The sequence below is a fragment of the Oceaniferula spumae genome, from assembly GCF_042849255.1.
GTDB lineage: Bacteria > Verrucomicrobiota > Verrucomicrobiia > Verrucomicrobiales > Akkermansiaceae > Oceaniferula > Oceaniferula spumae.
In genome coordinates this window covers 3,145,368-3,160,137 of the sequence record NZ_AP026866.1, presented here as the reverse complement: position 1 = coordinate 3,160,137, position 14,770 = coordinate 3,145,368, and the positions used below count along the sequence as shown (strand labels likewise).

Below are 14,770 nucleotides of genomic sequence, written 5' to 3'. Positions count from 1 at the left end.
ACCAAGTTGCCTAATATGCATTTTTTTAGAAAAAGGACTTGTCAGCGGTTGATCTCGGTGTAAATAAGCCCCCGCGCAAGCAAGGCGAGCTGGAAACGGCTCAACAAATTGTGATGCGGGTGTAGCTCAGTGGTAGAGCGCGACCTTGCCAAGGTCGATGTCGACGGTTCGAATCCGTTCACCCGCTCCATTTGAACCTAAAATTTTGCTCAACGATTACGTTACCCATATCGGTAACGTTTTTTTATGCCTTGGGTGATCGGATGAGAACGTAGTTCGAGCGCACGACGAAGTGCCGTGCATCTTGCATCAGAACGGCCAGAAGATTGGGATGAAAATGATCGCAATGATCCAAAGTAGCAGATTAAGAGGCAGGCCCACCTTCACGAAGTCGGAGAACCGATAGCCCCCCGCACCGAACACATAAGTATTAGTCTGGTATCCGATCGGTGTGGCGAAGCTGGCACTGGCCCCAAACATCACCGCCACCACAAACGGCCTGGCATCCACTCCCATGCCCTCCGCGATGGAGATCACGATCGGAGTGATCAAGATAGCGACAGCATTGTTAGTGACCACCTCGGTAAGTGCGGATGACAGCAAATACATGACGGCAAGCACCACCAATGGCCCGAAAGGGTTCAATCCTCCGGCGATGTTTTCGGCAACCATCCGGACCGCGCCCGTGTTTTCCATCGCCGCACCCAAGCCCAGCATGCCATAGATGATAAACAGGATGGGCCACTCGATGCTGTTGTAGGCCTCTCTGGGGTCTACGCAACCGATCACCATCACAGCCACGGCACCAACAATCGCGGAAGTCAGGATAGGCACGCCTAACGAGGAGGCCAACACCACGCAGACGATTGCGGCCATCGCGAAGATCGCTTTTTTCCGTCGGAACGGACGCTCGACTTCATCGTTTAGGAAAATGATGTCAGTCCGGGTGTTCTCGAAGCGCTGCAAGTTGCTCTCCGGCGCTTCGATTAGAAGAGTATCACCAAACTGCAGCGTGATCTTTCCTACGTTCTCCGTTAGATTAACCCCCTTCCTGTGCAAGGCGGCCACCACGATGCCATACTGTGACCGCAGATCGAGCTGAGTAATTTTCTTGCCGATGAAGTTCGAGTGAGGACCGATCATCGCTTCTACCAGTTTGATTTTTTTCCGCTCCGTTGTCGGGGGCGCTTTATAAAAACTCAGCGAGCCGGATTCTGCGATTTCGGAGACTCCTCGGGTCGAGGCCTTGAGCACCACGGTGTCCCCCTCATGCAACACCAGCTCATCGAGCGGAGACATACCCAGACGCTGGCCGTTTCTCACCACATAATAGATGCGAAACTCTGGATTTTCCCAGATGTCAGACTCGCTGAGTTTCTTTCCTTCCAAGGGAGATCCTTCCGGGACCACGGCAGAGGAAGTGAAGTCCCGTAAATCGTCAGAGCCGAACAGGCTCGACACCGTGTCCCTGGACGGCATCAGCTTACGGCCAACCGTCAATAAATAGATTACCCCCACCAAGGCGTAGATAACACCCAATGGCAAGATCTCGAACACACCGAACGGCTCCAGTCCCTCTTTGGCTGAAACCCCAGACACTAGGATGTTCGTTGACGTTCCGAAAATACACATCGTGCCGCCAAGGATTGCGATGAATGACAGCGGCATCAGCAAACGTGATGCCTTGAGATTTGCAGACCGAGCAAAGCTGATCAGCACCGGTAAGAAAACAATGACGATGGGTGTGTTGTTCACACAGGCGGAAAGCGGTGCGACCAGCAGCGCGAGAATGACCAGCGCACGCAGCTCGCTCCCCTTGGCCGCCTTGGTAAACAGAATGGCCATGCGGTCGATTACCCCGGTTCGGTTCAGAGCTGCGCTGAGAACGAACATCGCCCCGATCGTTAGAGGCGCACTATTGTTGAATACTGCGGCGACATCATCTGCATCCAGCATGCCGAGAAGCATGCAAAGGGCGAAAGCGGCTAGAGCCGCCAAATCGACAGGCAACCATTCTTTCACGAAGCACGCAAACGTTGCCACGAGAATGATGAAAACGGCAATGATGTGAAATGTTTCCATGGCCTCGACCTGTTGATTTCAAGGGCTCACCGACATGGTGCCTACGAAGTAGCAACCGTCCGGAAGTGACAATCTCATTACTGGCAATATAATGATGAAACGTACATCTCGCTAGTCAAATCGGCGGCATTCCGTCGCGGGAGAAGCGATCTTCCAAGTCCCACGTTTTTTGTATGCGCCTCTAAAAAATCGGCTTACAGTGGCTTCATGAAATGGATGTTAGCCCTCATGATATTGGCCGGATTTGTCGTAACCAGCCACGCCAAATCGATCTGTCTTGTTTCCTACAACATCCGCTACGACGGTTCAGGAGACAAAGGACCTCGCGATTGGCAACAGCGCAAAGACAAAGTCACCAACTATTTGCGTGAGAGCCATGCCACTGTCATCGGTCTGCAAGAGGTGCTGCACAATCAGCTGCTAGATGTCGACAAAGCCCTGCCCAGCCACTCATTCATCGGCGTAGGCCGAGACGATGCCAAACAGCGCGGTGAATACTCCCCCATTTTCTACGATCACAAAGTCTGGAAAGTCGACCCGAAGGAAAACGGCACCTTCTGGCTCTCGGCGACACCTAACAAACCCGGAAGCAAGACTTGGGGTAACAGCATCCCCCGCATCTGCACCTGGGCACGCTTGATCGGCTTGGACGGCAAGGGGCTCTATATTTTCAATTCCCACTGGGACCACCGCAGCCAGCCGTCGCGGGAGAAGGCGGCCATGCTGATCCTCGAGCGGATCAAAGCACGGAAACATCCGAAAGAGCCTTATATCCTGATGGGCGATCTGAATGCCAACAGCGACAATCCAGCGATTAAAACACTCCTGAACTCCAGTCTTCTCATCGACAATGGTGGGGAGCAGTTCAAGACCTTCAACCATTGGCAGGGTGCACGAGTACAGGGTAAACGCATCGACCACATTTTCACCTCTCCGTCACTCCACGGTGCTGAATTTTTCACTGATGCCAATGGCGAGGTTCCCGGATCAGATCACCATCCTGTGCGACTCCTGCTTCCAGTCAGAGCACTTGCTAGCAAGGAAGCCATCAATCCTACCCACGTATACATCGGCACCGGGGCCAATGGAATCTACACCGCCTTGTTAGACAATGAAACAGGAGCGCTCGGAAAAGCCACGATGGCAGCTGAAGTGGGGAATTCAGGATTTCTAGCTCTTCACCCTAACAAAAAGTATCTCTACTCCACGGCACAGATGCAAAAAGGCATCGGTGCGGTAGCCGCCTATTCTATCGAAAAAGATGGCTCGCTCACGGAACTTGGAAAACAAGCCGTGCAGGGGAAAGGTCTCTGCCACATCACACTCGATGCCACATCTGGCATGCTGATGGGCGCGAACTATGGCGAAGGCAATGTGGTTTCCCTGCCCGTTAACGAGGACGGCAGTATCGGCAAGCTGGCTTCAATCCATCAGCATGAAGGATCGAGCGCCCACCCGCAGCGGCAGACCAAACCACACGCCCACTCCATTTACAGCGGCCCGGATAACAAGTATGCCTACGCACCAGATCTCGGTATCGATAAAATCATGATTTATGCCATCGATCCAAAAACGGCGAAACTCACGGCCTCCGGTTCTGCCGATGCTCCTGCAGGCGCTGGACCGCGTCATATGAAATTTGGCAAGGACGGCAAGCAGGCTTATGTGCTCAATGAACTGACTGTGGATATCTCGGTGTATGACCGTGATGCCGGCAGTGGTAAACTTACCAGCACTCAAGTCGTCAGCACTCTGCCCGAAGGCGCCGATAAAACCAGCATCACCTGCTCGGAAATCCGCGTCTCCAAAGATGGTAAATTCATCTACTGCGCCAACCGTGACCTCACCGAACAAAAGCGCGATTCCATCTCCGTCTTCTCGGTTGGTGACGGTGGTAAATTGACTCGCATCCAAACGATCGGAGCCGAAGTCTGGATCCCCAGAAACATCAATCTCGACCCCAGCGGCAAGTGGTTACTGGTCGCCGGCCAACGCTCTAACAATGTTCCAGTTTTCAAGGTAGACACCACCACCGGCAAGCTGAGTCACACCGGTCACCAAATCGAAGTTCCCAAGGCGATGTGTGTGGAGTTCTTGAAGAAGTAACGGTAGGGAAGATTGGCCTCAATCTTCCGCGCTACGTCATTCATGGCCACTCAATGTGGAGATATTACCGAAGCTGTTGGATTTGATTTTTGTGGAGAAGAAGTGAATTGCTCCGATCCGGAAGATTGAGGCCAATCTTCCCTACCATTGTGGATTCCCGAGTCTTGCTGTTGGGCAAACTGGATCGTGATCATCTTTTGCATTGGAAAATGGACACTGAAGTTCTAGTTTCATTGGCATGCCTGAGATTCACCCGAGCGCCATTGTTAGCGCTGATGCCGAGCTTGCTGATGATGTGAAGATCGGGCCGTTTGCCATCGTTGATGCGGGGGTGAAAATTGGCTCGGGCTGCTCGGTTGGTGCTCAGGCGTGGATTACAGGAGGCACGGTGATGGGGAACGACAATCACATCGGCTACGGCTCGATCATCGGGGCCGATCCTCAGGACTCGTCCTTTGATCCCGCCATTCGTAGCAATGTGGTGCTCGGGAATAACAATAAGATTCGCGAGTATGTTACCATTCACCGCAGCACAGCCGAAGGTGGAAGCACTGTGTTAGGCGATTCCAATTTCCTGATGACTGGCGTGCATATGGCGCACGATGTGCAGATGGGCAGTTTTAACAATCTTGCTAACAATGTGCTGTTAGCTGGGCACATCATCTTGGGCGACCGGATCTTTCTCGGCGGCGGCGCAGCATTTCATCAGTTTCTCCACATCGGAGATTTCGCGATTGTCCAGGGCAATGCAGTGGTCAGCCGTGACGTGCCGCCGTTCTGCATGGCGCATGGACGCAATGATCTTGCCGGGCTTAATGTGATCGGACTCAGACGAGGCGGGTTCACTCCCGAGGAAAGAAACGATATCAAGCGAGCCTATCAGCTTCTGTTCCGAGGTGGCGGGAACTTATCCGAGGCGCTGGTCGTGGCGGACGAACGCACGTGGTCGGACGCCGCCCATAAACTGTTAAACTCAGCACGCAATCCATCGCGCAAAGGTCTGATGACAGGCTAGGCGGTTAGCGGGCGCGCTTGTATTGCAGAATGCCCTCACCGATTCCCTCCGCAACAGACTGACGGAACCAGGCTTTTTTCATCCGTTCGCGTTCTGCGTTGTTGGATACAAATCCGCACTCCACGAGGATGGCCGGATGTTTCGAGTGGCGGATGACGTAGAAACCGGCGTGTTTTACACCGCGGTTGATGGTGCTGATTTTACGCATCATTCCTGCCTGCACGTAGCTGGCCAAAACCTTTCCCTCGGCACCATAGTAATAGGTCTCAAGACCGTGTGGATCGGTTTTCCGAGTGTGGTTATAGTGGATACTTACGAAGATGGAATTGCCGTATTTATTCCCGTAGGCGGCACGTCCGGGTAGCGAGATGAAGACATCGCTGCGCCGAGTCATCTTGGTGCGGATTCCCTTGTTCTTAAGGTAGTATTCGAGCCTTAAAGCGGTGTCCAAGGCGAGGTGTTTCTCATAGACCTTGCCGTTGAGCCCTCCTCTATCGTGACCTCCGTGTCCTGGGTCGATAATGACATAACGAAAGCTCTTCGCCTCGGCAGAGCCGATGAAAAGAGCAAGAGTTAGAAGGATGATCAGGGAGAGAGCGTGCGTTGTGCGTGGGATCATTCAGGATGGGAGCGATGGAAGGTTTAGTCGAGTTAAGCGGAGGCTGGGTGTGGAGATGTTTGGGGAAGAAACGGAACGGCGAGTTCGTTTCTATCTGTATATAAACGGCGGGCGCTCGGAAATGTTGTGAATTTTTCTTTTCTGAGCAGCTTCGACTTCAGGCTGGTATGGAATACTGCCAGCCACACGCACTTCACCATTGGCAAAGGTCATCAAGCGAGGATCCCCTGAAGCACCTCGCTTATGGTAGCTGGTGGCCAGGACCTGACCACTTGGCGAGACAGCGGTGTGAGTGAAAAGATCAGGCTTCACCTGATAGAGAGCGTGCATGTTGTTCTTTCCATCGAGGGTAGCCGTCGGATTTCTGAAACTCAGAATCTTACCCAAGGGAATGGTGGCGATGTTGCGGCCGGTGTTTTTTGAGGCAACATCGGCGTAGAGTTCCATTCCGCGATTTGCGGAGAAGGTGATGAGTTTATACTCGCGAATTTCGCCAGGTGCGCCGGGGATACCTGCGCGCTGGAGCCAAGCGGTGCGACCACCGGTGACGGTGAAGTGAACGCGGTTTGATGTGAAGCCGTTGATCGCAGGCCCAGGCATTCTAACAGAGGCTGAACATGTGTAGTTTCCCATGTTTCCAAGAGCGTAGCTGGTGGTCAGGGAGACGACACGGGAAATTGACTGCCCGGCGGGGATGACAGCAGGCTTGTATGCCATACGGCGTGCAGGCGGAACAACGCGTCCACCCGATGTCATCTGGAAGCTGAGCCATGACTGGTTGGCGTTTCCGGCAAGGACAAGCTGGCGGCCGGCGTGATTGGTGATGGTGATGGTGGCTGTGACCGGCTCGTTGAGCAGGTAGTTTGACTTGTTCATCTGCAGCCGAACTGCGACCTGAGCGTGCGCCTGAGAGCAGGCGAGCAGGCAAAATACCGCGGCGAGCAATAATCGCAGGCGGGGTGAGGAGGTGTAGTGGTTCATAGGTGAATACAGATGTAGAAAATTCGAAGGCGGGCGTCAATCACGCTCTGCGGTGCTCTCGGGGGAAACGCTGCACGTCCGGAACCCCAAATCCGCTCTGCGCAGGTTACGGTCATCCACCCACTCACGGGCGCGGGCACCGAACTTGGGCTTGAGATAGGAAGCCCCGCAGACGATGTATCTTCTGGGCTGTGAAGGATCTGTGGGGTCATATCCAGGCTTACGTGTCCACTCGCTGACGTTACCAGCCATGCCATAGACTCCCTGAGCGGTTTTTTCCGTCTGGTCCACCGGCATCCAGCCAGTGCCGGAGAGTTCGGCGGGGTTCGCTCCGGCAGAACAGGAGGCATACCACTCCTCGCGGGTGGGCAGGCGGCGGCCTTTCCACTCGGCATAAGCATAAGCATCCCACCAGTCGACCCCCACCACGGGGTAGTTCAGGTCCACTTGCAGCCCGTTCCATGTGGTGCCTGTCGTGGCAGCGGCGTAAAGGTTATCCCAGTCGTCAGGGAGATGGTTGGTTTTTTCCTCCGGCTGTTCATCGTGTTGATACACGGTGCGTTGCTCCTCGCTGATCACGGAGAGGGCGTTGAGGAATTTGGCATATTCTCCGATGGTGACTTCGTGGGCTTCGATCCAGAATTCATTCAGTGTCACCTTCACTCCAAGTGGACCTGGGTATTTCCCCGCGGGGATCCGAACCAAATCCGAGAGTTGTCGTTCGGCAGGAATGATCTTCCGGTTAGAAAAATAATAGACCAGACCAATGACGATGGAGAGGACTGCCACGGCGATGCCAATCCGGGCGAGGGTCGCCATCGATATGAATGGCCGCATCCTCATGGTGGGGCTTTTGATCTTGGACTTCTCACCGGGCTCCGCGAGCTGACGCTCGATGCCATCGGCTAGTTCGTGAATTTGGTCCCAGCTCAGAGGTTCGGCGCGGTGCCCATCCGCCATGAAGTCGAGCAGCGATCCTGTGCGTGTGGATCCGGGCTGCGCTGGTGAAAGCATGTCATGGAACAGCTGACCCAGGAGTTGTTTGTCCTGTGTCGCGGTATCCGGGTCTGGGGCACCACTGACCGCCATATTGACCAGACGACAGTGAAATTTATCATCCAGCACGATGTCGTCAGCGGTTAGAGGCAGGGTGGCGATCTTGTGGATTTCGAGACTTTTCTGCGCATCCGCCAGACTGCGAATGATCCGTGCGAGATGCAGGGGAGGAATGGTCAACCCTTCCTGATGATGCAGCTCCAGAGATTTGCCATGCAGCTTTTCACGGGCAAAGAAGCACTGCCCATCCTCATGGATCGCTTCCAGCACTGAGCCTATCAATGGGTGATCCACCGTGGCCTTAGCGCGCACGTCAGCTAGAAAAGCATCAGTGATCGCCGGATCTTTGCGGTTCGGTCCGAACAAATTACAGATGACTACTTCGCGCTGCACCGAGACCTGAGTGGCCGACCAAGTCATGGTGCGGCTACCACGCGAAAGAAGCTCGCCGATAAGGTAGTCGCCGATTTGCTGGCCCTCAAAAATATCGTCCGGGCTGATCTCGTATTCTGTCTCTGTGGACATGGTGTTGGGTAGTGCGCGCCGACATACTTGGTCGACAGCGAAATAGTTAACCTATCTGCGAGAGTAGGCAAAGTTATTAGCCGCATAAATTGCGACTAGTTCGACCTAACAAGCGCTCCAGTGACTACGAAGTAACACTGGGTCATATTTCTAACAATCAATTAGCGCGTAGGCAGTGGCGGCAGACGAGGATTGTCACCATAGCCATTGTCGATACTGGGCAAGAGGCCATTGTCATCCAATGGAAGGTCTAATGGCGGCCCATCGATCATGTCATCAGGATTCTCATCGGGAATGGGGCGCATTTTACCTCCGTGGATGCTGTGCAAGCGGCGTGGTTGTGCCTGCTGGTCAATGACTTCGCCTTTGTAGAGAAGTTCCACGACGTATCCGTAGAATTCACGGCGACCGAGCAGATGGGCATCGGCCAGATCAGCCTCGGGGATAGTGTAGGAAACTCGCAAGGTTTCCTCGTTTCCAGCGTCCTGCCAGTCCACTTTACTATCCGCCCAGGTCGGACTGATTTCAGCAGAGGTGTCGGCTTTTTTAATCTCGCCCCCATTGACGCGGTCATAGAAATGCACCTGCACTTCGACATCATCGGGGTTGATCACCTTGTCCGGACGGGCAAGCATGGTGATGGCCACGTTGACGTGACGGCCAGCAAGAGGTCCGACTGCTTTGCGCGTCTTCATGGGACCGATCGCGATGTCACCCTTCTGCGCGCCTTTGCCCATGCCCTTGATGAGTTTGACTGCTGCCAGGCGGTAGTAAACACCGGCTTTGATGCCCATTTGTTGAATCTGCTGATAATGATCGGCTGCCTTTGGGAAAATGCCCATGTCTTCGAACAGCATCGCTTTGTGGTAAATGACGGCTGGCTCGGTGGGGTCAAGGCGACTGGCTTCATCGAGTTTGAGCAAGGCGTGCATCATATCCCCCTCCAAATGCATCACGCGCGCTTCGTGCACCAAGCGCTCCACCCGAGGATCCGCGATGGCCTGGTGGTTCAGGTTGCTTGCTGCAGGCGCTGGAATCATTTCCGGTGCAGGAGCAGCCAAGGGAGCGGCGGCAGGGATCCGCACAGGCGCACGTGCATCAGGGTCATCGCCGACGCTGGCAAGAATTTCCGCCAAACTGCGTGGCTGGATAGGCTCTTGTGGAGTACTGACTGCAGGCTCACGATCTACCTCGACGACTTCCACCGGCTGACCGCTTCTCACCGTCAATGCCGTTCCCACGGTGATTAATTGGCCGAAGGCAATCAACGCCAACACCCAGCAGGCGATGCTGAAAGTCGGACGGTGTGGTTTAGCGGGAGATCGCAGCACAGATGATTCTGCATCAGCGACTTGCACGGGAGTCGAGTGGCTCATAGGTGACGGGCACTCTAGGGAAATTGATCAGGCCATGTCAATGCGGGAAAATCACCCCCTTTCTGGAACTCCTGAAGGCTTGCGCTGGTGGAGCTTTCCGAGTTCATTGATATCAACCATGGCCGCCGATGAACCAGGATCCGTAGAAGCCCCCCGCCCGGTGGAGCTGAATATGACGCCTACGGAGGTAGCGGCTTCGCTGAAACACCTGCCCGGGCTGGTATTCTTTGATACCTCGGGAAATTTACCGTCTCGCAGTCACGCCCCTGTTTCGATCATCGCAGCACGCCCCATCAAGGTGCTCAAGGGAGACATCACATGCACGGAAGACCTCGATGCACTGCGGCAGGAAATCAACCGGTGGCAGGTGCACTGTCCGTCGTTTGGCTTTCCTACAGGTGGCGCTTGTGGCTGGATCGATTACGAGGGCCCCTACTGTTTCGGAATTTATCCGGAAATGCTGGTTTATCAGCACGACCGACAGCAGTGGTGGCAATGTGGCCATCTCTCCGAAGAAATCGATCCGCATCCGAAGTCACCAAAAACGCCCAAGATCGGAAAATTCGCCGCCTCGATGTCGCAGCAGCAATACGAAAACGGCGTGAAACAGATCCACGAATACATCGCCGCCGGTGACATCTATCAGGTGAACCTCACCCAGCGATTCTCCGCAGATCTCGAAAGCACAAGCGGCTCGCTTTTTTTTCTCTATCAACAACTTCGCGACAGCACGCCTTCCCCACTCGCAGTGTGGATGAGCTTGGAAGGTCGTGAGGTGCTTTCCTCATCACCGGAAACATTCCTCCGGATGAGTGGCCGAAACATCGAGACCCGACCGATCAAAGGCACCCGCCCGCGCTACGAAGACCCAGAAGCTGACGCAGCATCCGCCAAAGACCTGTTAGGATCTGAAAAAGAAAACGCCGAGCTGATCATGATCACAGATCTGGAGCGCAACGACCTCGGCCAAGTCTGCGAATTCGGAAGTGTTAGAGTCGCAGACATGATGGCTCTGGAAAAGCTAGAGCAAGTCTACCATCTTGTCTCCACCGTCACCGGGACTCTGCGGGAGGAAATCGATCATCTCTCGGCGTTGGCAGCATGTTTCCCCGGAGGCAGTATCACAGGAGCCCCGAAAAAGCGGGCCATGGAAATCATTTCCGAGCTCGAGCCCGTGCCGCGTGGGCTATACACCGGTGCCCTCGGTTACATCGGCTTCAATGGTGAGAGCCAGTTCAACATCCCCATCCGGACACTCGTCAAGGAAGGAGGGAAACTGCAGTATCACGTCGGTGCCGGCATCGTAGCAGATTCGGATCCCGCTGCGGAGTATCAGGAAACGCTCGACAAAGCCAAAGGCATCCGTCTGGCGATGGAGAAGTTTCAGAGTCCTCAATAGCCGTTTTTCCTAGATTCATCCTAAAATTTGTTAGCCAGAAATCCAGTCCGTGCGCTCCCTATTTCTCATCCTCTCCGCCTGCTTTCTGGGGCTGGTCTGTGCTTGCTCTCCATCGGCTACCACCCACCAGCTGACACCGGCCAAAAATGGCGAATATGTCATCCTGCTGCACGGACTCGCCCGATCGCCCAAATCGATGGAGCCCCTGGCAAAAGAGCTGCAAGCAGCAGGCTACGGCACCTGCAATACCGGCTACCCATCCACGAAGAACACGGTGGAGGAATTATCTAAGACCTCGATGCATGAGGCGATCGATCGATGTCAGAAAATGGGAGCTCGGAAAATCCACTTCGTCGGTCACTCGATGGGAGCGATGCTGGCGCGCTATCAACTGGCAAACGACCCACCACCCGAGGCTGGAAAGCTGGTCCAGCTGGCACCACCCAACCAAGGCAGTGAGGTGGTTGACCGCCTCTGGGAATGGCCCATTTTCCTCCTCATCAATGGTCCCGCGGGCGTGAGTCTGGGCACAGGAACTGACTCACTGGCGGCGAAGTTACCTCCAGTCACCCACCCTACCCTTGTGGTCGCTGGCTATTGCTCGATCAATCCACTGAACTCACGCATGATTCCCAGGCCAGACGATGGAAAAGTGTCGGTGGAAAAAACCAAAGTCGAGGGAATGAGTCGTCACATCCTCATCAAAACCTCTCATCCGATGATCATGAGAAACCCACGAGTTATGAAGGAAGCTGTGAGTTTCCTCCGCAGAAAATAACCATAACTCGCTTGTCGTAAGATAGATAAACACGCCAATCTGAGCATAATTCGGGTTTCTTTGAGTTGACGTCATGGATTCTGCCACTACTTTGACGGCCACCACCTACCTATCCAACCACTACATTCCTATGCGTACCATTTGTTTGCTCTCCTCCGCCGTCATGCTCTCTCTTTTACCGTCTTGCGCACTTGTCGGCAGCTTGCTCAAGATTCCGGGCAGCATTCTCAAAACCGCGGGTCGCACCGTCGGCGTCAGCAACCTCACCGATGAGGCTCCTCAGCCTGAGCTGGACGAAGCTCCTCAGACCGAGGAAAAAAATGAGGTCACGCCAACTGGCCTCCGCTAGCACTCCGGTTTTTTTATCGATCAAAAAAAAGCGCGACCAGTCACTTGGCCGCGCTTTTTGTTGATTGAGTCTCAGACTGATTAGTTGCAACCGCAACCACCGCCACAGCACTCGGAAGCGGCGAAGTTTTCAGCGACTGCATCCCAGTTGACCACATTCCAGAAAGCGGAGATGTAATCAGGGCGCTTGTTCTGGTAGTTGAGGTAGTAAGCGTGCTCCCAGACGTCGAGGCCGAGGATTGGCTTGCAGGAGCAAACGTTGGCAGCCTGACCCATCAGTGGGTTGTCTTGGTTAGGAGTGGAGCAGACACCGAGGGTGCCGTCTTCCTTGACACCCAGCCATGCCCAGCCTGAGCCGAAACGAGTGGCGGCGGCTTTGGCAAATTCCTCTTTCATGGCATCGAGCGAGCCAAATGCACTGTCGATGGCAGCTGCGAGGTCGCCGGATGGAGCGGAAGCACCGCCAGGAGCGATGACTTTCCAGAAAAGGCTGTGGTTGAAGTGTCCGCCGCCGTGGTTACGGACAGGAGTGCGGATATCGTCTGGAATTTTATCGAGATTCTGAATCAGAGCTTCGACGGAAACGCCTTGCAGATCATCATTACCTTCAAGAGCACCATTCAGTCCGTTGACGTAAGCTTGGTGATGTTTGTCGTGGTGGATCTCCATGGTTTTCGCGTCGATGTGAGGTTCGAGCGCATTAAAGGAGTATCCGAGGTCTGGTAGTTCGTGGGCCATAATATTTAAGTTAGATGAGTTTTTAAGTTGTTGGGTTGTCTTTGCCGACGAGCGGGATTATGCATCCTCTAACGTTGATCGCCGCTGACAGAGCTAATATGACGTAGCTGCCTATCATCGCAAGTAAAACCCTGTGTCAGCATGTGTTCGACGTACGGAACCCAACCATTGACCACACATGATTTCTCCTGAACTTCTCCCGTATATCACCGCCTCCGTCGGTCTCGTCGCCGGCATCCTCATCACTTGGTTACTGATGGGAGCCAAGGCAAAGACCCAGTCAGGCATCGCCGCCGAAAAGCTCGTGGCATCCAAAGAACGCAGCCAGCAAATCAGCGAAGACCTGGAGGCTCTCCGAGTAAAACACGCCGCGCTCACCGACAGCGAATCCGCTCTGCGCCAGGCCCGCACCGAGCTCGAAGTCAGACTTGAGGAAGAAAAGAAAGCCGCCGCTGAAAAACAGGCATTGTTAGAAAAAGCCGAGACCCGACTGACCGATACTTTCAAAGCCCTCTCCGCCGATGCCCTGAAGTCCACTCAGGACCAGTTCCTCTCGATGGCTAAGAACAGTCTGAAAATGCAGCAGCAAGAGGCGTCCAGTGAATTGGAGAAACGCAAGGCCGCCGTCGAGCAGTTGGTGAAGCCGATTTCTCTCACACTGGAAAAAGTCCAAAGCCAGATCACCGAGAGCGAGAAGCTGCGCGAGGGCGACAAACAAGCGCTCAAGCAACAGATCGTGCATATCACCGAGGCCAACCTCGGTCTGCAAAAAGAAACATCGAAACTCGTCAAGGCCCTGCGCCAACCAACCGGACGAGGCCAGTGGGGTGAGATGCAGTTGCGCCGCGTGGTGGAAATGGCCGGCATGCAAGAGCACTGCGACTTCACCACCCAAACCACCAGCACCAGCGACGAAGGCAAACGCCTGCGCCCCGATCTCATCGTCAATCTCCCCGGCGGCCAGCATATCGTGGTCGATTCCAAAGCCCCGATGGACGCCTACCTCGATGCCATCGAAGCCGAGGAAGAAAGCCACCGTAGCACCGCCATGGCCCGCCATGCGAACCAAGTCCGCACCCACATCCAGCAGCTCAGTAGTAAGAAATACCAAGACCAATTCGATACCACACCCGAGTTTGTCGTGCTGTTCCTGCCCAGCGAAGCCTTCTTCTCCGCCGCCCTTTCCGAGGACTCTTCACTGATTGAAAAAGGCGTCGACCAAGGCGTCATCCTCGCCACACCCACCACGCTCATCGCCCTGCTCCGCGCAGTTTCCTTCGGCTGGCGTCAGGAGGCGTTGGCACAGAACGCGCGTGAGATTTCCGCCGTCGGCCGCGAGCTTTACACCCGACTCGGCGCCTTTGCAGGCCACATACAAAAACTCGGCCGCAGCCTGAACTCAGCTGTGGGCGACTACAATAAAACCGTCGGTTCACTGGAAACTAGGATCCTAACAGGTGCTCGCAAATTTGAAGAACTCGGTGCCGCCCCGGAGACCAATCAAATTCCAGAAACCAAAGGCGTCGAAGTCGTCCCAAGAGAAATTCGGGCCGATCTCCCTGCTTACGAACAGACAATTATTCCCAGCGGCGAGGACTTCGCCATTGCCAGTAGTGGCAAAGACGAAGCCTTCGGCTTCGAAGGGTTTACGGCTCCCGAAGATCCTAACAAACCAGACCACAGCTCCGCTGCGAACGATCTGCGATCGGCGTTTGAATAAGCGGGGGAGCTAGTCTAGTCGCCTAGC

Annotated in this window: 12 protein-coding genes and 1 tRNA gene; 7 read left to right on the top strand and 6 right to left on the bottom strand. The window is 54.6% G+C overall.

The window, feature by feature from the left end; translation table 11 throughout:
- Window positions 1-115: 115 nt before the first annotated feature.
- Window positions 116-190: transfer RNA gene (locus tag ACSPJT_RS13375), tRNA-Gly, on the top strand.
- Between the two features lie 119 nt (window positions 191-309).
- Here ACSPJT_RS13375 and ACSPJT_RS13370 read toward each other — a convergent pair.
- Entirely contained in the window at window positions 310-2,082 is a 1,773-nt protein-coding gene (locus ACSPJT_RS13370) for an SLC13 family permease (RefSeq protein WP_435893060.1), read from the bottom strand.
- Between the two features lie 207 nt (window positions 2,083-2,289).
- Here ACSPJT_RS13370 and ACSPJT_RS13365 point away from each other — a divergent pair, with 207 nt between their 5' ends.
- A complete protein-coding gene (locus ACSPJT_RS13365; RefSeq protein WP_435893059.1) occupies window positions 2,290-4,188 on the top strand; it encodes a beta-propeller fold lactonase family protein in 1,899 nt (632 codons plus the stop codon).
- A 238-nt stretch (window positions 4,189-4,426) separates the two neighbouring features.
- The gene (gene lpxA / locus ACSPJT_RS13360) at window positions 4,427-5,203 is read left to right on the top strand and encodes an acyl-ACP--UDP-N-acetylglucosamine O-acyltransferase (RefSeq protein ID WP_435893058.1); all 777 of its coding nucleotides are present in this window, start codon (window positions 4,427-4,429) and stop codon (window positions 5,201-5,203) included.
- A 4-nt stretch (window positions 5,204-5,207) separates the two neighbouring features.
- On the opposite strand, the gene ACSPJT_RS13355 is transcribed toward lpxA, so the two are convergent.
- The 4 genes from ACSPJT_RS13355 to ACSPJT_RS13340 form a co-directional block, all read right to left on the bottom strand.
- Window positions 5,208-5,822 carry an N-acetylmuramoyl-L-alanine amidase family protein gene (locus ACSPJT_RS13355; RefSeq protein ID WP_435893057.1) on the bottom strand — a complete coding sequence of 205 codons (615 nt, stop codon included), beginning with the start codon at window positions 5,820-5,822 and terminating at the stop codon, window positions 5,208-5,210.
- A 90-nt stretch (window positions 5,823-5,912) separates the two neighbouring features.
- Entirely contained in the window at window positions 5,913-6,803 is an 891-nt protein-coding gene (locus ACSPJT_RS13350) for a hypothetical protein (protein WP_435893056.1), read from the bottom strand.
- Between the two features lie 36 nt (window positions 6,804-6,839).
- A complete protein-coding gene (locus tag ACSPJT_RS13345) occupies window positions 6,840-8,384 on the bottom strand; it encodes an SUMF1/EgtB/PvdO family nonheme iron enzyme (protein WP_435893055.1) in 1,545 nt (514 codons plus the stop codon).
- Window positions 8,385-8,545: 161 nt separating this feature from the next.
- Window positions 8,546-9,760: a tetratricopeptide repeat protein gene (locus ACSPJT_RS13340; RefSeq protein WP_435893054.1), complete on the bottom strand. Its 1,215-nt coding sequence runs from the start codon at window positions 9,758-9,760 to the stop codon at window positions 8,546-8,548.
- 118 nt (window positions 9,761-9,878) lie between these two features.
- Between ACSPJT_RS13340 and pabB the strand changes: the two genes are divergently transcribed.
- The 3 genes from pabB (at window position 9,879) to ACSPJT_RS13325 (ending at window position 12,286) form a co-directional block, all read left to right on the top strand.
- On the top strand, window positions 9,879-11,159 hold the full coding sequence (gene pabB / locus ACSPJT_RS13335) for an aminodeoxychorismate synthase component I (RefSeq protein ID WP_435893053.1): 1,281 nt from the start codon (window positions 9,879-9,881) through the stop codon (window positions 11,157-11,159).
- Window positions 11,160-11,208: 49 nt separating this feature from the next.
- Window positions 11,209-11,937, top strand: coding sequence for an esterase/lipase family protein (locus tag ACSPJT_RS13330; RefSeq protein WP_435893052.1), 729 nt, complete (start codon window positions 11,209-11,211; stop codon window positions 11,935-11,937).
- A 73-nt stretch (window positions 11,938-12,010) separates the two neighbouring features.
- Window positions 12,011-12,286, top strand: a complete 276-nt coding sequence (locus ACSPJT_RS13325) for a hypothetical protein (protein ID WP_435893051.1) — start codon at window positions 12,011-12,013, stop codon at window positions 12,284-12,286.
- An 80-nt stretch (window positions 12,287-12,366) separates the two neighbouring features.
- On the opposite strand, the gene ACSPJT_RS13320 is transcribed toward ACSPJT_RS13325, so the two are convergent.
- A complete protein-coding gene (locus tag ACSPJT_RS13320) occupies window positions 12,367-13,023 on the bottom strand; it encodes a superoxide dismutase (RefSeq protein WP_435893050.1) in 657 nt (218 codons plus the stop codon).
- 178 nt (window positions 13,024-13,201) lie between these two features.
- On the opposite strand from ACSPJT_RS13320, the gene rmuC reads away from it, so the two are divergent.
- Window positions 13,202-14,743, top strand: coding sequence for a DNA recombination protein RmuC (gene rmuC, locus ACSPJT_RS13315; RefSeq protein WP_435893049.1), 1,542 nt, complete (start codon window positions 13,202-13,204; stop codon window positions 14,741-14,743).
- The last annotated feature ends 27 nt before the right edge of the window (window positions 14,744-14,770 follow it).